At 53.0% G+C, this 22,913-nt stretch carries 23 protein-coding genes and 1 tRNA gene; 15 read left to right on the top strand and 9 right to left on the bottom strand.

All coding sequences use genetic code 11. The features are described 5' to 3' along the window. Positions 1 to 31: 31 nt before the first annotated feature. From sbcB to minC, 4 genes are all read right to left on the bottom strand, one after another. The gene (gene sbcB, locus HVE01_RS10890) at positions 32 to 1,525 is read right to left on the bottom strand and encodes an exodeoxyribonuclease I (RefSeq protein WP_146944097.1); all 1,494 of its coding nucleotides are present in this window, start codon (positions 1,523 to 1,525) and stop codon (positions 32 to 34) included. 159 nt (positions 1,526 to 1,684) lie between these two features. Beyond that, positions 1,685 to 1,936: a cell division topological specificity factor MinE gene (gene minE / locus HVE01_RS10885; protein WP_038480946.1), complete on the bottom strand. Its 252-nt coding sequence runs from the start codon at positions 1,934 to 1,936 to the stop codon at positions 1,685 to 1,687. Beyond that, on the bottom strand, positions 1,933 to 2,751 hold the full coding sequence (minD, locus tag HVE01_RS10880; protein ID WP_089039274.1) for a septum site-determining protein MinD: 819 nt from the start codon (positions 2,749 to 2,751) through the stop codon (positions 1,933 to 1,935). The genes minE and minD overlap by 4 nt, the downstream gene beginning before the upstream one ends. A 157-nt stretch (positions 2,752 to 2,908) precedes the next feature. Beyond that, on the bottom strand, positions 2,909 to 3,661 hold the full coding sequence (gene minC, locus HVE01_RS10875) for a septum site-determining protein MinC (RefSeq protein WP_125745334.1): 753 nt from the start codon (positions 3,659 to 3,661) through the stop codon (positions 2,909 to 2,911). A gap of 183 nt (positions 3,662 to 3,844) precedes the next feature. Between minC and HVE01_RS10870 the strand changes: the two genes are divergently transcribed. After that, the gene (locus HVE01_RS10870; RefSeq protein ID WP_146944095.1) at positions 3,845 to 6,652 is read left to right on the top strand and encodes a DUF349 domain-containing protein; all 2,808 of its coding nucleotides are present in this window, start codon (positions 3,845 to 3,847) and stop codon (positions 6,650 to 6,652) included. Between the two features lie 103 nt (positions 6,653 to 6,755). Here the strand turns inward: HVE01_RS10870 and phbB are convergent, their stop codons facing one another. Then, positions 6,756 to 7,502, bottom strand: coding sequence for an acetoacetyl-CoA reductase (gene phbB / locus HVE01_RS10865; RefSeq protein WP_038480937.1), 747 nt, complete (start codon positions 7,500 to 7,502; stop codon positions 6,756 to 6,758). 276 nt (positions 7,503 to 7,778) lie between these two features. On the opposite strand from phbB, the gene HVE01_RS10860 reads away from it, so the two are divergent. Continuing rightward, positions 7,779 to 7,855, top strand: a tRNA-Met gene (locus tag HVE01_RS10860). A gap of 163 nt (positions 7,856 to 8,018) precedes the next feature. Here HVE01_RS10860 and HVE01_RS10855 read toward each other — a convergent pair. Next, positions 8,019 to 8,234 carry a helix-turn-helix domain-containing protein gene (locus tag HVE01_RS10855; RefSeq protein WP_146944093.1) on the bottom strand — a complete coding sequence of 72 codons (216 nt, stop codon included), beginning with the start codon at positions 8,232 to 8,234 and terminating at the stop codon, positions 8,019 to 8,021. Positions 8,235 to 8,550: 316 nt separating this feature from the next. Here HVE01_RS10855 and phnC point away from each other — a divergent pair, with 316 nt between their 5' ends. The 13 genes from phnC (at position 8,551) to phnP (ending at position 19,593) form a co-directional block, all read left to right on the top strand. After that, a complete protein-coding gene (phnC, locus tag HVE01_RS10850; protein WP_146944091.1) occupies positions 8,551 to 9,417 on the top strand; it encodes a phosphonate ABC transporter ATP-binding protein in 867 nt (288 codons plus the stop codon). Between the two features lie 71 nt (positions 9,418 to 9,488). Then, on the top strand, positions 9,489 to 10,511 hold the full coding sequence (phnD, locus tag HVE01_RS10845) for a phosphonate ABC transporter substrate-binding protein (protein WP_146944089.1): 1,023 nt from the start codon (positions 9,489 to 9,491) through the stop codon (positions 10,509 to 10,511). A gap of 70 nt (positions 10,512 to 10,581) precedes the next feature. Beyond that, a complete protein-coding gene (gene phnE, locus HVE01_RS10840; protein ID WP_146944087.1) occupies positions 10,582 to 11,376 on the top strand; it encodes a phosphonate ABC transporter, permease protein PhnE in 795 nt (264 codons plus the stop codon). Between the two features lie 119 nt (positions 11,377 to 11,495). Continuing rightward, positions 11,496 to 12,242 (top strand): phosphonate metabolism transcriptional regulator PhnF, encoded by a 747-nt coding sequence (gene phnF, locus HVE01_RS10835; protein WP_146944085.1) that lies wholly within the window; start codon positions 11,496 to 11,498, stop codon positions 12,240 to 12,242. Positions 12,243 to 12,289: 47 nt separating this feature from the next. Next, positions 12,290 to 12,739 (top strand): phosphonate C-P lyase system protein PhnG, encoded by a 450-nt coding sequence (gene phnG / locus HVE01_RS10830; RefSeq protein ID WP_232471381.1) that lies wholly within the window; start codon positions 12,290 to 12,292, stop codon positions 12,737 to 12,739. Positions 12,740 to 12,741: 2 nt separating this feature from the next. Further along, positions 12,742 to 13,461, top strand: coding sequence for a phosphonate C-P lyase system protein PhnH (gene phnH / locus HVE01_RS10825; RefSeq protein WP_146944083.1), 720 nt, complete (start codon positions 12,742 to 12,744; stop codon positions 13,459 to 13,461). Then, positions 13,461 to 14,576, top strand: a complete 1,116-nt coding sequence (locus HVE01_RS10820) for a carbon-phosphorus lyase complex subunit (protein ID WP_146944081.1) — start codon at positions 13,461 to 13,463, stop codon at positions 14,574 to 14,576. The genes phnH and HVE01_RS10820 overlap by 1 nt, the downstream gene beginning before the upstream one ends. Then, positions 14,563 to 15,429 (top strand): alpha-D-ribose 1-methylphosphonate 5-phosphate C-P-lyase PhnJ, encoded by an 867-nt coding sequence (locus tag HVE01_RS10815; RefSeq protein WP_146944079.1) that lies wholly within the window; start codon positions 14,563 to 14,565, stop codon positions 15,427 to 15,429. Before HVE01_RS10820 ends, HVE01_RS10815 begins: the two co-directional genes overlap by 14 nt. Next, on the top strand, positions 15,426 to 16,244 hold the full coding sequence (gene phnK, locus HVE01_RS10810) for a phosphonate C-P lyase system protein PhnK (protein ID WP_146944077.1): 819 nt from the start codon (positions 15,426 to 15,428) through the stop codon (positions 16,242 to 16,244). The genes HVE01_RS10815 and phnK overlap by 4 nt, the downstream gene beginning before the upstream one ends. Positions 16,245 to 16,284: 40 nt before the next feature. Continuing rightward, positions 16,285 to 17,091 (top strand): phosphonate C-P lyase system protein PhnL, encoded by an 807-nt coding sequence (gene phnL / locus HVE01_RS10805; RefSeq protein ID WP_244973773.1) that lies wholly within the window; start codon positions 16,285 to 16,287, stop codon positions 17,089 to 17,091. Continuing rightward, entirely contained in the window at positions 17,091 to 18,239 is a 1,149-nt protein-coding gene (locus HVE01_RS10800; protein WP_146944075.1) for an alpha-D-ribose 1-methylphosphonate 5-triphosphate diphosphatase, read from the top strand. Before phnL ends, HVE01_RS10800 begins: the two co-directional genes overlap by 1 nt. Continuing rightward, positions 18,239 to 18,799, top strand: a complete 561-nt coding sequence (gene phnN, locus HVE01_RS10795) for a ribose 1,5-bisphosphokinase (RefSeq protein ID WP_146944073.1) — start codon at positions 18,239 to 18,241, stop codon at positions 18,797 to 18,799. Before HVE01_RS10800 ends, phnN begins: the two co-directional genes overlap by 1 nt. Before the next feature lie 32 nt (positions 18,800 to 18,831). Further along, a complete protein-coding gene (phnP, locus tag HVE01_RS10790) occupies positions 18,832 to 19,593 on the top strand; it encodes a phosphonate metabolism protein PhnP (RefSeq protein ID WP_146944071.1) in 762 nt (253 codons plus the stop codon). Positions 19,594 to 19,960: 367 nt separating this feature from the next. On the opposite strand, the gene HVE01_RS20035 is transcribed toward phnP, so the two are convergent. The 3 genes from HVE01_RS20035 to purU form a co-directional block, all read right to left on the bottom strand. Continuing rightward, on the bottom strand, positions 19,961 to 20,095 hold the full coding sequence (locus tag HVE01_RS20035; protein ID WP_186808839.1) for an FAD-binding oxidoreductase: 135 nt from the start codon (positions 20,093 to 20,095) through the stop codon (positions 19,961 to 19,963). Between the two features lie 293 nt (positions 20,096 to 20,388). Further along, positions 20,389 to 21,771, bottom strand: coding sequence for an L-serine ammonia-lyase (locus HVE01_RS10780; protein ID WP_146944069.1), 1,383 nt, complete (start codon positions 21,769 to 21,771; stop codon positions 20,389 to 20,391). A gap of 272 nt (positions 21,772 to 22,043) precedes the next feature. Beyond that, a complete protein-coding gene (purU, locus tag HVE01_RS10775) occupies positions 22,044 to 22,910 on the bottom strand; it encodes a formyltetrahydrofolate deformylase (protein ID WP_125745293.1) in 867 nt (288 codons plus the stop codon). Positions 22,911 to 22,913 lie beyond the last annotated feature (3 nt).

Below are 22,913 nucleotides of genomic sequence, written 5' to 3'. Positions count from 1 at the left end.
ACTAAGTATTGATTTAGCTAGGCCCACCAGCTCAGGCATCAAACGCCTGAGCTGGCATCATTGACTCAACGTACATCACCAACTCCTCCAACACTTGGCGCTCGCGATCCGACAGGACCTGCTGGTTGTAACGCTCTATTTCTCGCGCAAATGCTTTCAGCGTAAAACCCGCCAAGGCTGGATCATTAATGCGCATCCAACGAAACGCATCCCACTGCTCCCGCTCTTCGCCCTCAAGCGTGTCTGGATAACTACGCGCACGGTAGCGAAACAGCATTTCTTCGAGGCGAGGATCTTGAAAGGCAAAGCGCTGGCCGACTAAATCCCAGGGATCCATTGCCAATGCTCGCTCCATTTGCTGGCGATCCGCCGCAGAGAAAAAGCTGCCGGAATAGAGCATTAAATCAGGGTCTTGAGGCACATCTTCGTAGGCTGCGTTAAATACCTCAGCTACTTTTTGCGCCACGCCACTGGCCTCGCGCAGCGTTTTCCAATGGCCGCGACAGGCATCAATATCAATCGTTAACCGTTCAATGATCGCGCCGTATTCACCTTTGTGGGGGCCGTCGACATCCTTTAACACCGTCGCAGGAAAGATGACTGGACAGCGATTAATGTGGATCACTTTCAGCGGTATACGCACCTCTCCCTCAGAAAGATCCTGCTGACTAACGAACACACGCTCCCTGATTTGCTCGGCACTCATGGTCAGCAAATCACTAGGATCAACGCTTAAATCGTAAACAATAACGCCATTAGGATTCGTCGGATGCTCAGCCAGTGGCATGACTAATGCACTACAGCCACGGCTGGCAGGATAACGGCGAGAGATGTGCAAAAGCGGTTTAGCGCTGGGCAAGTCTAACTGCTTGGCCACTGCACGCTTGCCGCGCATGCCCAGTAAATAGTCGAATAATTTTGGGTTCCGGGCTTTGAGCAAACGCGCTAATGCAATGGTGGCACGGACATCAGCTACCGCATCATGAGCGCCTTCGTGGGCAATATTGTTGGCCGCGGTTAAGTGCTCAAGTTTGAAGCTAGGCGCTCCATCTTCCCGCTGCGGCCACTCAATGCCGTCGGGGCGCAAGGCGTAAAACGCACGCACAACATCAATCAAGTCCCAACGGGAATTGCCGTTTTGCCATTCACGGGAATAAGGGTCAAGCAGGTTGCGATAAAACAAGTGACGGGAGATTTCATCATCAAAACGAAGACTGTTATAGCCCACCACGCAGGTGCCTGGCTCGCTCATAAAGCCTTGAACTTGACGGGCAAACTCTCCTTCAGGCAAGCCTTTCCGCTGCGCCTTTTGCGGTGTAATACCGGTAATCAGACAAGCAGCAGGATGAGGCAGGTAGTCATCAGCAGGTTTGCAGTAGAGCTCTATCGGCTCACCGATTTCATTAAGCTCGGCGTCAGTGCGTAATGCCGCAAACTGAGCTGGCCGATCGCGACGCGGATCAGCACCAAATGTCTCATAGTCATGCCAGAGAAAACTGGCAGGGGCAGCATTAGGTGGCGCCATTGATGAAATCTCCTTGAGCGTAGCTTCCCGCTCGCAAGCCAACCACTTGCCTAAGCGAGCACAAAAGCCCAAGCCTAGCATAACCGCACCACCTATCGCCGCCCCTCTTGGCGAATAGCCATGCTTAACGACTGGCTATGCTGCTTCCATATGGAAACGTCAACCTTTCGGCAGCGTAACGTTTAGCTCCAATACCGAACAATTGTCTTCGCTATCCAGCGAAATTTGGATGGCATCATCATCGACCTGTACATAACGACGAATGACTTCCAACAGCTCGCGCTCGAGCAGCGGCATATAATCTGGCTGACCGCGCTGGCCGCGCTGATGCGCCACGATAATTTGCAAACGCTCCTTAGCCACCGAGGCGGATTTCTTGCGCTCACGCTTCAAGAACTCCAGCAATTTCATCGCCGACCACCCCCGAACATACGATTCAACAATCCCTTACGCTGTACTTCATGAAAGCGCAGAGGCATATCTTCACCTAATAGGCGCGATACCGTATCAGAATACGCCTGGCCTGCATCGCTCGCCGCATCATGAGTGACGGGAACCCCCTGGTTCGATGCGCGCAATACCGCTTCGGATTCTGGGATTAAGCCAAGCAGATCAATAGACAAGATTTCACGAATGTCATCAAGGGTCAGCATATCCCCAGACGTTACCCGAGAGGGGTTATAGCGCGTAATCAGCAGATGCTCTTTAACAGGATCTAAACTTTGTTCCGCGCGCCGCGTCTTGGAGCCGAGTAATCCCAAAATGCGGTCAGAGTCACGCACTGAGGAAACTTCAGGATTCGTGACAACAATCGCCTCATCCGCGAAGTACATAGCCAGTTGCGCCCCCCTCTCGATGCCTGCGGGGGAGTCACACAAGATAAAATCAAAGTCCTGTTTGAGCTGCTCAAGTATTCGCTCTACGCCATCCTGCGTCAGCGCATCTTTATCGCGGGTTTGAGAGGCTGGAAGAATAAATAAGTTTTCAACGCGTTTATCGCGAATCAGCGCCTGATTAAGCCCTGCTTCACCTTGGATAACGTTTACCAAGTCATAAACAACGCGGCGCTCGCAGCCCATGATCAGGTCGAGGTTACGTAGACCAACATCGAAATCAATGACGACTGTTTTTTTACCGCGCAGGGCAAGTCCTGTTGAAATAGCGGCAGCGCTGGTGGTCTTACCAACCCCCCCTTTGCCGGAGGTCACTACAATAATTTTGGCCAAGAGTTACTTCCTTCTTGAAGTCGTTCATCGCGAGCGCGTTTAAAGGGTCGCACTGCGCATAACGGGAACATCAATGTCAACAACATGACATACTGTAACGTATAGCGCTTGCAACGTCGCTAGGCATTAAGCACCAACACACGCTCATGCGTTTGAATTAACCCAGCGGCTTAATTTCCAGCTGCTCTTTAGCAAAATGCACCTCGGTAGCACGGCCAAGCAACTGTGAATCAATGTCTTCTAACCGTTTGTAATTGCCTGCCACAGAAAGAAGCTCTGCCTCTAATTCTCGACAGTAAATACCCGCCTGGGTATTGCCATGAATACCCGCCAAGGCACGTCCACGAAGCGCTCCGTAGACATGAATACTACCAGCCGCCAGTACCTCAGCGCCTGCATTGACAGCCCCAATCACCACTAAATCACCTTCTGATGCGCTTACCTGCTGGCCAGAGCGCACCGTACCGCGAAATAAACGTGTTGCTACTGCAACCACTTCTTCCTGGTCGGTAGATTCTACCTCTTCTATAGCGTCATCAGAGCCAGCAGTAGCGCTAACGCTCTCTAATAGCTTAGACCGCCCTTCTTCAACAGGGGCGAACCAGCCCAGTCCTAGAGCCCAGGCGGATTGACGCACCGGCTCAGCTCCGCCGCGTACGGCTACCGGCAGCAATTTATGATCGCGACATACCGCGCAAATGCGCTCAAGCGCCAAGTGAGGTTCATCGAGTTTTTCCACGCTCAGCACAACCGGTGTATGCTGAAAGAACGCGGGGGATTGCGACAACTTGCCAGCCAGCTGACTTCGGATATGTTCCGGGTCAGCACTGCTCAATTCCATGACGGTCATTGGCAGCATGCCACCTTTAAAGGTGAAGGCAATGTCGGCACTATTGGCGTTGAGGCTCATGGCCGAACTCCATGTCATGTTCAGGTAAGATAAAGGTAGCGCAATCTCGCGCTGGGTGTTGTGAAGAAGTATTAATCATCACAGCGCCTACAGCAACGCTAAGCGACAGCGCCGTTGACTGCAACTATCAGTCATCGGCAGTTGATTTTTTTTCACGCTACGCACCTCTCTGCAGGATGATCCATGCACGGACTGTTAAGACGCCTGTTCGCTCCTCGGTGGCAGCACCCTGATCCCGAGGTGCGTCTTAAGGCACTCGACCAGCTTGACCCTCAACAACCAGAACAGCAACAAGCGCTAAAGCAATTAGCACAGGATACCGAAAGCAACATCCAGCTTGCTGCCCTACTGGCTCTTGATGACTTAGCGGGGCTTGTCTATGCGCTTCCAGAGCACCGTCAAGACGAAGCTTGGTTTAACGCGGCTTGCCAGCGCTTATGTGGCTCACAGGGACATACCGACCTGCAAAAACGGCAGGCTATCGTGGCAGAGCTATCGGAGCCTCGGTTGATCAACGCCATTGCACTTCAGGGAGACAATCTTAACCTGAGGCTCACTGCGTTAGAGCAATTAACCGATGAAAGCGATCTTGTTCACCAAGCTTGCCATAACGGCGTGGCAGCAGTTCGCCATCAAGCAGCTCAACGAATTGAAAGTGAAGAGAGCCTCAAAAAACTTTTAAAAGAAGCGCGTCGTGATCGCCAGGTCATTCGTTTGGCACGAGAAAAACTCACCCAACTGCGTAATGATGCTGAGTGGCTAGCAGATCAGCAGGCCCAGCGTGAGCATTTACTCACACAACTAGAACAGCACGCCAGGGCCCCCTGGGAGCCGCTGTATGGTGGTCGTTTCCGTCATTTGGAACGGGAGTGGCAAAGCCTTTCCCACCCACCTAGCGTGACGCAAGAACAGCGTTTTCATCAAGCAGCGCTTAGCTGTCGCAAAACACTGCATCATCATGAGACGCAAGAACAAGCACGTCAGCAGAGCATTGCTCATCGCGAAGAAATTGAACGAACTCGTGAGCAACTGCTTGAAGGCCTTGAGGAAACGCTAGAGGGCCTGACACATGCAGAGCAGCTAACCGTCCAAGATATTGATAGCCTACGGGCACAACGCCAACTACTCGGCCAGCGTTGGCAATCCCTGTCAGATCAACACCCCCCCGGTGAGAGCGCTCAACAACGCTATAGCCAAGCATTGAAACGCTATGAAGTATGCATGGAAGCATGGCAGCGCTGGCAAGCCATCAGTGCAGACCTTGAAACGGCCATTGCCAACCAAGATAACGCGGCCATTGCCAAGTACGTTAAGCAGTGCGCTTGGCCAAAGCACATGACGCCTCCAGAGCTACTCAAACATGCACAAGCGTTAAAAGATGCTGATGTTTCTACCAAACCCACCTCTACCGCGTCACTTAACGCACTTAGCGCCGACGTCGATAACTTCGAACACTTGCTAGAGCGTGGTGCCTTTAAAAGTGCCAGTCGTCTCTATCAACGCCTCAAGCCCTCCATCGATGAACTGATAGGGGAAGAAGCGAAGCCACTAAAAGCACGCGTAAAGCAGCTAGGCGCACGCTTAGCAGAACTACGCGATTGGCGCGGTTTCGTGGCAGGCCCTAAACGTGAGCAACTCTGCGCTAGCATAGAAGCACTGGCTGACGACCAACACATGGCAGACGTTGCTTTAGATCGTCATCACCGCCAACTGGTAAAAGAGTGGAAATCGCTCGGCGATGCCGCTGCTAACCGCGAACAGTCAGCACGCTTTCGCGCGGCTTCTGATCGTGTCCACGAGCGTTTAGCTCCCTGGCGAGAACAGCTTAATCAAGAGCGTGATGCCAACCTGAAAGGCCGTGAAGCACTCTGCGAACAGCTTGAAACATTGCTTAATCAGCCAGCAGAGGATGCTGACCCCGATGTATTGCGCGAGATCCGTGATAAGGCACGCCACCAGTGGCGCCATTACTCTCCGGTTCCTCGCGACCAATCAGAAGCCGTTGGCCGTCGCTTCGGCGCTATCCGCCACCGCCTACAGGCACTTATTGACCAGCGAGCAGAACAGATCGCCAGCCAAAAACGCATGCTAATCGAGCAAGCTCAAAACTTACAAAATGACACCGAGCTACCCTTAGCCGCCCGTATCACCAGCGCCAAGCAGCTACAGCAACAGTGGCGCGCGCTGGGTCGTGCGCCAAAAGGCGAAGAACAAGCCCTATGGAAGGCTTTTCGTCATAGCTGCGATCAGCTCTTTGCTCAGCGTGACGCCCATAAGCATGAGCAGGCAACTCGCCAACAACAGAAGCTCGATCAGCTGCAAACATTAATTGACGAAATGGATAGCTGGCAGCCGACGCAAGCCGACGAATCTGCCACCCTTGACGCTTATCTTGAAAGCATTAGCCAGCTTGAGCCGTTGCCGCGCAATCGACGCAGTGATGGCATGCAGAAACGCCTTAGCGGCATTGTAAGAGCTAAACGTGAGCGCTTAAGCCGCCTGGAAATTCTTCATACAGTGCAGCAGTGGCACAACGTCTTACCGCTGGTCAATGCGCATATCGCCGCAGACCAACTAGCGCTAGCAGGCGAAGAGCCACAAGCAATTGATGCGAAAGAAGTATTAAGAGAGGGGCTGCCTGCTATTTTTACGGAGGCTCACCAGCAACGCAATCATGCGCGACTCACCACTCCCACTCCCCTCTCAGCCGAAAAACTTGCTGAGCTAGAAGATGGGCTGGCTCGCCTGAGGGTACATTTGTCTTTGCTAGCGTTAGGTAGCGTCAAACAGCGTGATGAACCTCTCCGATTGGCGATTCAAGTAGAGCGGCTAAATGAAGGAATCAATAACGAGCGTAGCCGGCCAGATGAGATTATCGACATATTAGTGGCTCTCATGGCGCTTGGCCCTATGCCCAACCAATTATGGCGCAAGGAAGTAGCAGAGTTTGATAATCTTTTTAGCCGCCTAGCGCGGGTACCGCATCCCTAGCCTCTATATAGGTATTTTATCCCCAGCAATAGCAACGGGAGGCGAATAGCCTCCCGTTTACGCTTTGCCGTTATTAAATAAATCGACTTCTCACGCTGGGCGATTAGCCCATAAACTGACCGCCGTTAATATCAATATTGGCGCCAGTGATAAAGCCTGACTCTTTATCCGCCAAGAACGTTACCAAGCGACCGATCTCCTCCGGTGTACCGTAACGCTTCACTGGAATGGTTTCGCGAATGGCTTCACGCACCTGCTCGGGGATTTTCATGATCATATCGGTGGCAATGTAGCCAGGCGACACGGTATTCACCGTAATCCCTTTGGTTGCCGTTTCCTGCGCCAGCGACATGGTCAACCCATGCATACCTGCTTTGGCAGCCGCATAGTTTACTTGCCCAAACTGGCCTTTACGGCCATTGATAGATGAAATATTGATGATGCGACCGTAGCCCTGCTCCAGCATCATTTCAATAACGCTGCGGCACGTGTTGAAAACGCTATTAAGATTGGTATCGATCACTTGATACCACTGCTCATAGGACATCTTCTTCATGGTGCCATCGCGAGTGATGCCAGCACAGTTAACTAACACGCTGATAGGCCCGTATTTTTCTTGGATTTCGCGAGCACCTTCTAGGCAGGCATTGTGGTCGGAAAGGTCAACACCCGATAACGCGATGTTGTCATAACCGGCGGCTTGCTGGGTTTCCAGCCAGGTTTTGGCTTTCTCAGGATTATGATATCCCGCGACTACCAAATAACCTGCATCCGCCAATGAATGACAAATTGACGTTCCGATTCCACCAGTTCCACCAGTTACCCAGGCGACGGGGGCTTGATTGGCCATTGACTACCTCCCTGATATGACAAACGGCTTGGACGCTAAGCATTATGATGATGTCACAAGCCATTCTTAATAAGCGCCGTAGCGCTTCAGCATTCACAGCACGTCGTATTGTTAGTTGGACGACACACTGACAGTAAGCCTTTTGTTATCCCTATTGGAAGCATAGCTTTACTCTTCCAATGTTGCAGCACGATGAAGGTCGTGCCTAACAATATAAGCGTTTTATGCAGGGGGTTGACTTCGCACTAAAAATGCGTAGAATACGCCACACGTTGATGCGGGGTGGAGCAGTCTGGTAGCTCGTCGGGCTCATAACCCGAAGGTCATCGGTTCAAATCCGGTCCCCGCTACCAATATTTCTAAAGGCAAATCAATTATTTACTGATCTGCCTTTTTTGTGCTTGTTTATTGACTAACTGCCTGTGACGTATATGTGACACTTTGGCTTTCTCCTCTTCCTTAGACATTTTCCTCTACGGCCTGCAAGCACCTTTCCTCCCTCTCTTCGTGCTTTTTCTATCTTCCCTGATCGTCGTCAAACTTGAACAAATCCCCTACCCCACAGCTGAATAATTTGCATAGCTTATCCGCTACATCCAGCTCAACACGCCGGGCTGTTTCTTTATAAAGCAACGTGATGGCATTGCGGTTCAACCCCGTTTCACGCGCCATATCAAAACGACCTTCATTTCGTGCTCGCCCACCCAAGCGTGCGGGATGACCACGAGCCATCAAAAATCACTCTGGATAGCTTGCTGTCATTCCAAATGGTAAAGAATCGCTTTCAAATATTTTTGCTATCTGAAATATCACATACGCCCCCCCCCTTCTCATTAGCGCACCGAAAACAAGATGACACCCCGGTGACATAAGAGTGGCAAAAATATGTCAATTAATCATAAGCCATTGATAAATATATAATTTAAATATTAATTATGACGCAAAGTTAGTCACGAATCGTTAAAAATATCATCAAACTGACATTGTCTAGACAACTGGTGTTCATCTGGCTCGACCAGAATGTTGTTATTCCAAATGGGGGAGCAACATGTCTACTTCTATTATTCACGCTAAAGGCTTAAATAAGACGTTTGGGCATCGTCAGGTGCTTGATGACGTGAGCTTTTGCGTCGCACCTGGTGAAATGGTCGCGCTGATTGGCCCGTCAGGCTCCGGTAAGTCCACACTGCTGCGCCACCTCGTTGGCCTAACCTGCGGAAATCGAAAAAATGGCGGTCACGTGTCTCTTATGGGGCGTGACGTACAGATGAACGGTCGTCTACACCGCGCAGCTCGCATTGAACGTTGTCGAACTGGCTACATTTTTCAGCAATTCAACCTAGTAGGGCGCCTTAGCGTACTCACCAACGTATTGGTCGGGCGGCTGGGTCGTATGTCCAAGTTACGCGCTCTCTTTGGCCGTTTCACCGATCAGGAACGTGAGCGTGCACGAGCTTGCTTGGCTCGGGTGGGGCTTGAAGAACTGATGGATCAGCGCGCTAACACCCTTTCTGGTGGGCAAATGCAGCGCGTGGCAATTGCCAGGGTACTGATGCAAGACGCCGAATTAATTCTGGCTGATGAACCAATTGCTTCACTAGACCCGCGCAGCGCTCGCGAGGTTATGGAAATCCTCAGTCGTATTCACGCCGAAGATGGCCGCACCGTGGTCGTCACACTGCATCAAGTCGATGTTGCTCGCCGCTATTGTCAGCGTGCCGTCGCCCTTAAAGATGGCCGTTTGTACTTCGATGGCCCTATTAGTGAGCTCACTGACGCGCGCCTGCAGGCACTTTACGAAAATGCTGATCTTGATGAGCTACGCACAAGCGAGCTGTCAAGCGACCAAGCATCCCCTGAAAACCGCCAAACTATTTCTGCTCATCACGCAGTAGCAACGCCAATGCCTAGCTAACAGCAGAACGGGCCGCTCTTCACCGATACATCACTCGCAATCGAACACACTATTATCCCGGAGACACACTCATGACGTTTACTTCTTATCGCCGTCTACTTCTACCGCTGGTTGCGGGGATTAGCTTTGCTGCAAGCACTCAGCTGTTGGCCGCCGATACACTTAAGTTCGGCATTATTTCCACTGAATCCAGCCAGAACCAGCGGCCAATGTGGCAACCGTTCCTTGATGATATGTCGGAGGAGCTAGGCATGGAGGTTGAGCCCTTCTTTGCCACTGACTATGCCGCAGTGATTCAGGCGATGCGTTTTGATCAGATCGACTTAGCTTGGTACGGCAACAAATCGGCCATAGAAGCCGTGGATCGTGCAGGTGGCGAGGTTTTCGCTCAGACGATCCCTGCGAATGGTCAACCGGGATACTGGAGTTTGATGATTGTGCATCAGGACAGCGATCTGCACAGCGTCGAAGACGTCTTAGAGAACTCCAGTGACCTCGTGTTTGGTAACGGCGATCCAAATTCGACGTCTGGGTATTTGGTGCCAGGTTACTATGTGTTTGCCCAAAACGACGTCGATGTTGCTACTGCTTTTAAGCGCACTCTGAACTCCAGCCACGAAACCAACGCTTTATCAGTGGCCAATCGCCAAGTTGATGTTGCCACCTTTAATACCGAGAGCATGGAGCGTCTGGAGATCAGCGCACCTGAGAAAGCTGAGCAGCTTCGCGTAGTTTGGACGTCCCCGCTGATTCCATCTGACCCGCTAGTATGGCGCACCAACCTGTCCGAAGAGACCAAGGATGGACTGCGTGAATTCTTCTTCAATTACGGCGATAGCGACGAAGAACAGGCAATTTTAGAGCCACTGCAGTGGAGCTACTTTAAGGCCTCTAACAACGATGGTCTGCTGCCGATTCGCCAGCTTGAGCTATTCAAGCAACGTGCTGATGTGGCCAACAACGAGAGCCTATCAGACGCTGATCGTGAGCAGCAGCTAGCTGAATTAGATGCTCAGCTTGAGGCACTTAACCAACGTCTTCAGGACCTGCAAGGTGCTGAAGCAAACGCCAACACTGTTGCTACCACTGATTAATTTTCAGGCGACAAACCCAGATCATCCATAGCGGGGTGAGCGTAGACCGCTTTCCCCGCTCGGAGAGACCATGAACACCCATACATCTCAAATGACGACATCGCTGTTGCGTCGGCGTAGCTGGTTATCACTGATTGGTTGGTTTGTGCTGCTCAGCGTACTGGCTTGGTCCTGGCAAGGAGCAGAGATACGTCCAAGCATACTGGTTAGCAATGCCGACAACATGGCTACCTTAGCTGGCGATTTCTTTCCGCCCACTTTCGGCAACCTTGGCCACTACATCAACCAGATGCTGGTGACCATCCAAATTGCTATTTGGGGGACGCTACTGGCGATCATCGTGGCGGTACCCTGCAGCCTGCTCTCCTCCGAGAACCTGGTGCCTTGGTGGGTTTACCAACCAATGCGCCGACTGATGGATGCTTGCCGGGCCATCAATGAGCTGGTGTTTGCCATGCTATTCGTAGTGGCCGTAGGACTTGGCCCCTTTGCAGGCACATTGGCGTTGTTTGTACACACCACGGGCGTGCTAGCGAAGCTGTTTTCTGAGGCTGTGGAAGCCAGTGACGCAGGTCCGATGGAAGGTATCCGTGTAACTGGTGCAGGGCGTGTTGAGGAGATTATCTTCGGGCTGATTCCTCAGGTACTACCGCTATGGATTTCGGTAAGCCTTTACCGGTTCGAGTCGAATATTCGCTCTGCCACAGTACTTGGAATGGTTGGTGGGGGTGGTATTGGGGTCGCCTTGTGGGAAACCATGCGTGGTTTTCAGTACGCCGAAACCGCCACCATTATGCTGGTTATTATCGTCGCTGTGACCGTTCTCGATATAGCCTCCCAACGCCTGCGTAAGCACTTCATATAGTCTGGAAAAATTCCATTCTGATTAGCCCAGGCGAACGTCTAATAACAACAAAACCTCCTTTAGACAGGACGAAAAATGACACGCAGCCCCTCGGCAAAGGGGTTATAGCAGGAGTAAAAATGTCTAGACAACTAGCGCACCACAGCCATCAGGAAACCAAAGAACCACGCTATCGCCAGCTAGCCAGAATTCTCGCCCATGAGATTCGAACTCAGCATAGCGCGGGCGACCAGTTATCAAGCGAGCTGGCGCTAGCCAAGCGCTTTGAGGTAAACCGCCATACCGTTCGTCGCGCACTAGATGAACTGGTAGCCGCAGGTATGGTGACTCGTCATCAGGGCTGGGGCACCCAAGTCGTAGATCGGCGACTGGATTACATGGTGAACGCCGAAAGTAAGGTCACCCATAACCTTGCAGAGATGGGTATCAACACAGAGACACGCTGTTTATCTCAAGGCCTGTCACGCCCGCCCGAAGCGATCAGCCAACGCTTCGGTTTGGCTGATGGTGAATGTTTGATCTGCGTTGATACGCTGAGGCTAGTGGATGGCATGCCATTAACGCGTTTACGCCATTGGTTTGATGCCACGCGCGTGCCTGACTGGTGTGAGCGCTACCGTGGAGGATCCACCCGTGCACTGCTTGACCAGCATTACGGTTTGCGTCTTTCCCGTGCCTCAGTGCGCCTGGAAGCGAGCCAAGCCAATCGTGACGATAGCCGCTTACTCCAGTGCCCCCAGCTCGCGCCACTTCTTGTACTTACCAGTGACAATGTCGATGAGTCCCGGCGCCTTGTAGAAGTCTCCGTAAGCTGCGCCAGGGCTGACCGCGTTTCTTATCACTTTGATTTTTTAAATGAACGTTAACACTGACAAATATCTGGTCTACACCAAACTGACAACGATGAGGAATCATGATGACTCCTGAACAACGTCACCGCATTCTTGCGCTGACGCCCACCAAACGCCTTTGTGAGAGCTGGGCTGTGCTCGGCATCCAAGTGCGATACCGCTGCGTTCGAGGCCCGGAAACCGGCATGGTGATGGTGCGTGGTCGCATGGGCGGTTCAGGCAACGCTTTCAACCTTGGGGAAATGACCGTGACACGCGCCAGCGTGGCCCTGGATGACGATACTCCCGGTGGCGGTGGATTAGGCCATGGATGGGTTGCTGGGCGTAGCCATGAACACGCCGAGCTGATCGCTCTGATCGATGCCTGTGCTCGACAACAACACTGGGCTCATCGCATTGATGAAGAGCTGATCGAACCACTTTCCCAGTCGCTGGCTGATGAGCGTATCGAGCGTTCTCAGACCGCCGCCGCAACTCGAGTTGACTTTTTTACAATGGTACGCGGGGAGTAGCCATGCAGCATATTTTAACAAGTGCCGAGCCTCACGATCAGCGATCGCATGATCTAAGGCCGCATGACTGGCCAGCCCTTGATGACGCTGTTCACCATGGCCAACGCTTATTCCGCCAACTGCTAAGCGCTATGGCTGAACCCGGCACCATTGAGGAAGTTAGTCTCTCGCCCCTACCTGAAGGCGTTGGCTTGTCACGCGCTGCCTGGGGAGTACTCCTAGCACTGTGCGACCTGGACTCGCGGATATGGATCTCCAACGAGCTGAATCGTGATGGCATGGCAGAGGCTATCGCTTTCCATACAGGGGCACGCATTGTGACCCAGGCCGACCAGGCCGACTTCGCCCTACTAACATCGCAGAGTTGTCAGGACCTGCCAAGCTTCGCCGAAGGCAGCGACACTCACCCGGACCGCAGCACAACCCTGTTGGTGGTATTGGAGACATTGGCCAACGCCAAAGGACAACCCAGCAATAACACTGGCTGCTGGCGCCTGAGCGGCCCTGGTATTGCCGATACGCGAATGCTCGAGCTAGATGCTTCTGCCGAGGTGTTAATGACACGTTTGAAGGCTAATAGCGGCAGCTTTCCCCGCGGACTAGACACTATTTTGACCTGCTCAGAGCGCCTAGTTGCGATTCCGCGTAGCACTCGTATAGAGCCTCTAGCCGGCATGGCTTCAATGGATCAAGCAGCTGTCTGTGCAGAGGAGAACGCCTAATGTACGTTGCTGTAAAAGGTGGCGAACAGGCCATCGCCAACGCCCATCAGTGGATGGCAGACCGCCGTCGAGGCGACCGAGCACAGCCCGAGCTTAGCGTTGACCAGGTTTGTCGTCAGCTCGGCCTCGCCGTGGATCGCGTCATGGCTGAGGCTTCACTGCATGACCCTGAACTCGCTGCTTTGGCATTAAAGCAAGCCAGCGGTGATCTGACGGAAGCAGTCTTTCTGCTGCGCGCCTATCGCACTACCTTACCAAGGCTGGCCGATAGCACCCCACTCAAGACAAGTGACATGCAGGTAGAGCGCCGTATCAGTGCCGCTTTTAAGGATGTCCCCGGAGGCCAAGTTCTTGGGCCTACCTACGACTACACCCACCGTCTACTTGACTTCATGCTGCTGGCAGAGGGCGAGATCCCCGACCCAGCGCGCGCCGAGGCTGGGCTAAAAGCCTGCCCGCAAATACTCGATGCCCTTGATGCCGAAGGGTTGATTGAACAAGAGGTTGATGATGGTGCCGTGCCTTACGACATCACTCAGGATCCACCCGACTTCCCAGTTGATCGGGCTACTCGCCTGCAAATGCTGGCGCGCGGCGACGAAGGATATCTACTAGCACTGGGCTATTCGACCCAACGTGGCTACGGCCGCAACCATCCTTTCGCTGGAGAGATTCGTCAAGGCACCGTCGAAGTGGAAATTGAGGTGGAAGGCTTTGATGGCCCCGTCTGTATCGGGGAGATCGTCGTTAGCGAATGCCAGATGATCAATCAGTTTGGCGGCAGCCGTGAAAAGGCGCCTCAGTTTACTCGCGGCTATGGTTTGGCCTTTGGCCGTAACGAGCGCAAAACCATGGCCATGGCGCTGGTCGATCGCGCGTTGCGCGCGGAAGAACTGGGTGAGCCGATTCAAGGCCCTGCCCAGCAGGCAGAGTTCGTACTAGCTCACGCCGACAATGTTGAAGCCTCCGGCTTTGTTTCTCACTTGAAACTGCCGCATTACGTCGATTTCCAGTCGGAGTTAGAGCTGCTGCGTCGCCTGCGTCGTGAACACACCACTCAAGAATCTGCAGACTCTCGCCTTCCCAGCAGGAGCGTCCGAAATGAACGCCAGTAATGACAAAGCCGACAATGTTTATAGCGGCTACAACTTCGCCTATCTCGACGAGCAAACTAAACGCATGATCCGCCGCGCGCTGCTCAAGGCAGTCGCGATTCCCGGCTATCAGGTCCCTTTCGGCGGCCGAGAAATGCCAATGCCTTACGGATGGGGTACGGGGGGCATGCAGCTTACCGCTAGCATCCTTGGCGCTGATGATGTGCTTAAAGTGATTGACCAAGGCGCCGACGACACCACCAACGCCGTCAGTATTCGTACTTTTTTCGAGCGTGTGGCTGGGGTCGAGACGACGACCCGAACCGGGGAGGCCAGTGTGATCCAGACCCGCCACAGAATCCCCGAACAAGCCTTGACGAAAGGCCAAATTCTAGTATTCCAGGTGCCCATCCCAGAACCGCTGCGATTTATTGAGCCAAGCGAAGAGGAAACCCGAATAATGCATGGCCTTGAAGAGTATGGCGTGATGCACGTCAAACTCTACGAAGACATTGCCCGTCATGGACATATCGCGACAACTTATGCCTATCCGGTCAAGGTCGCTGATCGCTATGTTATGGACCCCTCACCGATTCCCAAATTTGATAACCCCAAGCTCAACATGAGCGAAGCGCTAATGCTGTTCGGCGCGGGCCGCGAAAAGCGCCTGTATGCCATTCCGCCGTACACACGGGTTAAGAGCTTAGATTTCGAAGATCATCCGTTTGAGGTCCAGACCTGGGGGGAACCGTGCGCTTTGTGCGGGGCTACCGATAGCTACCTTGACGAAGTTATCACCGACGATCAGGGAGGACGGATGTTCGTCTGCTCGGATACGGACTACTGCCAAGATCGCCACGAGGAGGTGGCATGAAGCGCCCACAGCTTACTCGCCCTGCCCTTCTTGAAGCGCGCGACATTACGCGTTTATACGGCCCCAACCAGGGTTGCCAGGACATCGATTTCACCCTGCACCAAGGTGAAGTACTCGGCATCGTCGGTGAATCAGGCTCTGGTAAGTCGACCCTACTGAGGGTGTTATCAGGGCTTGAAAAGCCCGATAACGGTCAAGTGATTTACCACCGCCCGGAGCCATTCGGCACTGCAGCTGTTGAGGCAAAAGATGAGTTTGATCTTTACGCCATTAGTGAGGCTCGGCGTCGGGCACTGTTGCGTCTCGAGTGGGGCCTTGTGCACCAGAACCCTCGTGATGGCTTGCGCCTAGGAGTATCCGCTGGGGCCAACATTAGCGAGCGCCTGATGGCACTGGGGCAACGCCATTACGGTAACCTGCGGGACGCCAGCCAGGACTGGATGGGGCGAGTAGAATTAGACCCACGCCGCATCGATGATGCGCCACAAACGTTCTCGGGAGGCATGCAACAACGCCTGCAGATTGCCCGCACGCTGGTGACCGAACCCCGCCTCGTGTTTATGGATGAGCCCACCGGTGGCCTCGATGTCTCAGTCCAAGCACGCCTTCTCGACATGCTACGCACCTTGACCCGGGAGCTTGGTCTCTCAGTGATTCTGGTTACTCATGACCTAGCGGTTGCACGACTGCTGGCCCACAGACTGATGGTGATGCGCCGTGGACGAGTAGTGGAAGCTGGGCTAACCGACCAGATCCTAGACGACCCACAGCACGATTACACCCAGCTACTCGTGTCATCGGTGCTGACACCATGAACCGTGCCCACTCTCAGGATTTTACGTTGAGGAGCCCGCTATGATGGCGAACAAACAAGTCTTTCTGAGCGCATCGTCGCTCGACAAGTCTTTCATACTACATGCTCAGGGTGGCCAGCAACTTACCGTGATGCGCGGCCTTGAACTAAGCCTAGTACCAGGCGAATGTCTTGTGCTAGCCGGACGTAGCGGTATCGGCAAAAGTACCTTGCTGAAAATGGTTAATGGCAATTATCGCGTCTCCGGTGGCCGATTGACGCTGCACTTCGATGACAGTGAACTGGAACTTTCAGACCTGCCTGCGCATGCGTGGCATGTCTTGCGTCGCGATGTGATTGGCTATGTAAGCCAGTTTCTGCGTGTAGTGCCACGGGTCTCTGCGCGAGAAGTAGTCATGGAGCCTCTACTGTCTAGAGGCTGTGAGGTAAACGAAGCGCGCAGTCGTGCCGAAGCGCTACTAGCCCGGCTCAACCTCCCTGAGCGACTGTGGAGCCTGGCTCCTGGGACCTTTTCAGGGGGCGAGCAACAACGCGTCAACATTGCCCGAGGCTTTATCGCAGAGCATCCGCTGCTGCTGTTGGACGAGCCTACCGCCTCTCTGGATAGCGCTAATCGCGATGTCGTGGTCGAGCTGATTCTGGAAGCCAAAGCTCGCGGCAGTGCAATGCTGGGTATCTTTCACGACGAAGATGTTCGCGATCGCGTCGCCGACCGTCTGCTGCCATTGGAAAACCATATGTTGCGTTCAAGTGACACTCTGTTCTCAGACGCTGACTCGGGTCAAGCATCAGCTAGCGCCTTTGCTACATCGCCGGCAGGGAAAAGTGATACCAAGGAGGCGCTGTGATGGGTGCCAATAACCAGATTCTGACCAACGCTCGCCTAGTACTCGAAGATGACATAGTCCATGGCAGCCTTGTCATCAAGGACGGGATGATCATGGCCGTTGAACGTGGGCTTAGTACACTGCCAGGTGCTATCGATTGCGCAGGCGACCTGCTGATCCCCGGGTTGATCGAGCTGCACACTGATAATATGGAAAAATACTTTCAGCCACGGCCTAAAGTATCGTGGCCACCGCGATCAGCGGCCTTGGCCCACGATGCGCAGATGGCAGCGAGCGGGATCACCACGGTATTTGATGCGGTGTCCATTGGTGACGTGGATGACCACAGCATGCGTCAGAATGCGTTGCATCAGATGGTTGAGGCCCTGACCGAGATCAACCGCAACGGCATGGCCCGCGTAGACCACCGTTTACATCTACGCTGCGAGGTTTGCCACCCAGATACGCTGGCACGCTTTCAGTCCCTTGCGGACACTCCTGAGCTTGGCTTGGTATCTTTGATGGATCACTCGCCAGGGCAACGTCAGTTTGCCAGCTTCGACGCCTACCGAGTGTACTACAAGGGCAAGCACGGCTTCGATGATGCCAGCCTCGATGCGTTCATCGAGCGTCAACAGGGCTTTAGCACTCAATATTCAAGCGCCTACCGTAAAGCAATTTCTCAAGCCTGCCATGAGCGTGGTCTAGCGCTTGCCAGCCACGACGATGCCACTGTAGAGCATGTGGCCGAAAGCCTTGAGTACGGCACTAAAGTAGCGGAATTTCCGACTACCCTGGAAGCTGCCAAAGCCTCACATAAGAACGGTATGGCAGTGATGATGGGTGCGCCTAATGTGGTACGTGGGGGCTCCCATTCCGGCAATATTGCCGCCAGTGAGCTAGTGCGCCATGGCGTGCTTGATATTCTTTCTTCGGACTACTACCCGGCTGCGCTTCTAGACGCAGTCTTCCAGATTGCCGCTATGGAGGGAGGCTATGACCTACCCCGTGCTGTGGCCTGCGCTTCGCGTAATCCTGCCAAAGCGGTCGGGTTTGATGACCGTGGCCGCATCAGTGAGGGGCTGCGTGCGGACTTGATTCGGGTGCGAGAAGTAGACGGCCATCCGCTGGTACAGCGGGTATGGTGCGCTGGAAAACAGGTGCACTAATGGGACGACTGGTCTATTTGATCGGTGCTAGCGGCGTGGGCAAGGACAGCTTGCTACAGGCCGCACGCCGCGCTCACCCCGAGTGGGTCGTTGCCCACCGCTATCTCACTCGGGAAAGTGGCATGGATGAAGACTGCGTGTCACTCAGCAATGCCGAATTCGCGGTGCGTCGCGAATCTGGCCTACTGTGCCTCGACTGGCATGCTCACAACTTAAATTATGGCGTTGGCGTGGAGGTTGAGTCGTGGCTTGCCAAAAATGCCATCGTGCTACTTAACGGTAGCCGCCGAGCCTTACCGAAGGCGTACGATCGTTTCGGTGAGGCGCTGCTTCCAGTAGTGATCACTGCGCCTGCCGAAGTGCTGCGTCGTCGGCTAATTGAACGTGGGCGAGAATCGCCCTGCGAAGTCGAACACCGGCTCAGACGCCACCACGCAATGGAGCGCGAACTGGCCGAGTCTTTTCCTGAGATCGCCCGAGTCGACAATGGCGGAAAGCTTTCAGATAGCCTCGCGGCACTGACAGCGGTGATCGAGGGACGCTTTTCGTCCAAGTTATAGAATCCAGGGAAGCTATAGCAGGGGAACTATCGATGGAGTTTCGATTTAATGGTACCGGCGACAGCGCTCAGGTACCACGCTTTGGATGCAACTGTGTGGCCTGTAACCGAGCCAGGGTGTTCACCAGCTTACAGCGCAGCCCCTGCTCGGCGGAGGTCAGGGTCGACGGCAAGCGTTACCTGCTTGACGCCGGACGTATGGATCTGGCACTTAGCTGCGAGATGGAACGACCTGCGGCATTCTTAATCACGCATTATCATGCCGACCATGTTCAAGGCCTTTTTCATTTGCGCTGGGGTTGCGGAGAGCCGATTCCGGTTTATGGACCCAAGGACGCCCAGGGCTGCGCAGATTTGCATCGAAATTCTGGGATACTGGATTTTCAGCCCGGGCTCAAACCATTCAGAACGATCAAGTTCGATAGTCTGACAGTGACGCCTGTGCCGCTCAAACACTCCAAGCCAACACTGGGCTATTGTCTTGATGATGGCGGTACAAGGCTTGCGTATCTCACCGACACTTTCGGTTTGCCGGTAGAAACGGAGCGCTTTCTAAACAGCTGGCAACCTGACGTGGTAGTACTGGATGCCTGCCACCCAGCTTCCTACGCGACACCTCGAAATCACAACACAATTACTCAAGCGCTAGATATTATCACTCGGCTAAATCCACCCCGGGCCTACCTCACTCATATCAGCCATGAGCTTGACGCTGAGCGCCTGCTGAAACCTATGGATCTGCCACTCAAAGTGCGCATTGCTCAAGATGGAGATACGCTCGATAATTGGCCATAAATACCCTAATAATAATTTATCTAACAAGTATTCGAGAGCAGCATTAAGGTATGCACGTTAACTTTATTATCCAGTTAACGCGTTGGCGTTCTGATTGGTTTTGCTCCTATCAAACACGCTCTTCTTGGAAACTATCAGTCGAGCTGAGCTCTCTACTTACTGGGAGCTCATCGGCACTGCTTTATCGGGAGAAAACCCCAGAGCCGGACGCATCGGTAGTACACGCCATGTTTCGATATACATTATGTGCTGAAGATTGCACTGAAGGTGACAACGCGGCTTAAAAGATGTAGGAAAGGAGAGAGGCTATCAAAAGGGAAATCTGATCTGACACTAATATTAATATAGTGTCAGACCAGGTTTAAGATTACTCGAAACGGTCTACTCGGAAAGGCGCCAAATTAATATCTGAAGGGCGCCCCGCCAGTTGATCGGCGACCAGTTCGGCGGTAATCGCCGCCTGAGTCACCCCTAGATGTTGATGGCCAAATGCAAACTGCACTTGCGGGTATTTACCAGTAACCCCTACCGCTCCGAGTGGTGTGAGACCAACGAGAACACGAGAGGCCTGATGCGTTAGTACTTCCCCTGAGGAACGAACTTACGGCAGGCCACTGCCGGATGGTGAAAGGTAGTCAAACCAACTGAATCCCCTCCCCCGAAAACGGCTCGTCTATTGGGCACCAGTGCAGGTGTTCTGGGGATATACTCAGATGCCTTGGATATCGCAAGTAGCGTTAAAACAACGCACTCAAACGACAGTTGATTTAACGACCCTGCCAGATACATTAGCGATTAACATTCAATAGCATTAACGGCCAGTCCACCTTTGGAAGTTTCCTTATATTTATCAAGCATGTCTCTCCCCGTATCGCGCATAGTGCGAATGACCTTATCCAACGATATAAAGTGAGTACCATCACCGTGCAATGCCATTTGCGCTGCATTAATGGCTTTTACGGTGGCAATCGCATTGCGTTCGATACAAGGCACTTGAACCAGCCCTCCCACCGGGTCGCAGGTTAACCCTAAATTGTGCTCCAGGCCGATTTCGGCCGCATGCTCTACTTGCTCGGGCGTTCCGCCCATCACATCCGCTAAGCCAGCTGCCGCCATGGCGCATGCCGAGCCAACTTCCCCTTGGCAGCCTACTTCCGCCCCCGATATCGACGCGTTCTTCTTGCAGAGAATGCCAATGGCACCTGCCGCTAGCAGGAAATCCACGACGTTTTTCTCGCAGGCGTTGGGCTGAAATTTCATATAGTAGTGCAGCACGGCGGGAATAATGCCTGCAGCGCCGTTGGTGGGCGCCGTTACCATGCGCCCTCCTGCGGCATTCTCTTCATTAACCGCGAGCGCAAAAATATTGACCCACTCCATCGCGGAAAACGTCGATGCGATTAGGCAATCATTCTGCTCAGCGGCTAAAAGCCGCTGATGCAACAGCTTAGCCCTGCGTTTCACGTTTAACCCGCCCGGCAATACTCCTTCATGGGTTAACCCATTGTCGATGCACTCACACATGACTTGCCAGATTCGCCACAACTCATTTCTGACCTCGTCTTCTGTCCGCCATACTTTCTCATTCTCTAGCATTAAACGGCTAATACTTAGCTGCTCTTTTTTACATAATGCTAGCAGCTCTTCAGCCGTATCGAAGTTATAGGGAATAGTTGCCTCATCAAAGTCCTCTAATGGCATATCCATCTGGGCTTGTTCAACAACAAAACCGCCCCCCACCGAATAGTAGATATTTTCATACAGTAATTCGCCTTGATGTGTAAAGGCAGCAAGCCGCATGGCATTAGGGTGATGAGGCAAACTCTCCTCATGGAAATAAATATCGCGACTCCAGTCAAAAGCGATTGTTTTTTGGCATCCAAGCTCTAATAACTGACTCTCTTTAAGCGACGCAATAGACGGCCCAATAATCAAAGGATCAATCGTGTCGGGGCGCTCACCCATCAGCCCCATAATAATTGCGTGATCCGTTGCGTGCCCTACCCCCGTCGCGGATAATGAACCATAAAGATGAACGTCTAGATGGGCCACTTGATCAAGAAGATCGGCTTCGCGTAGTGATGTAACATACTTAAAAGCGGCCTGCATGGGCCCGACGGTATGAGAACTGGAGGGGCCTACTCCAATCTTAAAAAGGTCGAAAACACTGATAGGCATTGGAGCACCTCTTGACGTATAAACAGGGGAAACTTAGGCGGCGCCTGAAAGTTTTAATAATTTATTGATGTGATTAAAAACAAGACCAAACGATCTTTTATAGATAAATTTTTATTTTTATAAACCGAAATACTTAAGCACGCATTTGCATTTTATACATAACCAAGGGCTACCTAGCGAACTAAAAAACGCTTAGCGCTGACAGTAGCCCAGTTATAAAAAGCGCGCTCGAACTGTGTGTGTTTGTCGCTAATAGCTATAAGCCAAAAACCTTAGTTACCAAACACCACTGTACGCCCAGAATAAAAGAACACACGACGCTCTAAATGATAGCTAATCGCTCTAGCCAGCGTCAGGCACTCGATATCCCTTCCCTTGGCAACCAGATCCTCTGGGTAGTGGGTGTGATCCACTGGCTCGACCCCTTGAGCAATAATTGGCCCTTCATCAAGATCATTATTAATATAATGTGCCGTTGCCCCCACCAACTTAACGCCTTTTTCGTACGCCTGGTGATAAGGCTTAGCGCCTTTAAAACCGGGCAGCAGTGAGTGATGGATATTGATGGCTCGTCCGGCTAATAATTCACACATTGAGGGCGAAAGCACCTGCATATATCTTGCCAGCACTACTAGCTCAGCGTCAGTATCCGCGATGATTTTGCGTACCTGCGCTTCCTGCTCCAGTTTAGTCTCAGGGCTAATGGGTAGGTAGTGATACGGCAGGCCGTGCCATGCTGCCAACGGCTCCAGATCAGGATGGTTGGAAATCACCGCTTTGATATCTAACGGAAGCTGGCCCGTCCGATAACGGTAGAGCAGATCATTCAAGCAGTGATCGGCCTTGGAGACCATAATCACGGTGCCTGTGCGTTTGCCCGGCGCCGTCAGCTCAAACTGCATATCGAATTCGCCTGCCCGCGCGGCAAAATCGGCGTGGAAGCGCTCGTCATGGAAGTCGTCTCGCTCTGGGCGAAACTCGGCACGAATAAAAAAGCGCCCGCCCAGCCGGTCATCGAAAGAGTTAAGTTCAGTGATATAGCACTGCTGCTCTTTTAAAAAGCGCGTGACGACGTCTACCGTTCCCAAACGGCTTGGACATTGGGCGGCAAGTATCCAGGTATCACTCATTCGGCTCATAGC

It is taken from the genome of Vreelandella venusta (assembly GCF_007989605.1).
Classification (GTDB): Bacteria; Pseudomonadota; Gammaproteobacteria; order Pseudomonadales; family Halomonadaceae; genus Vreelandella; species Vreelandella venusta.
This window is presented reverse-complemented; position numbering and strand designations above follow the sequence as displayed.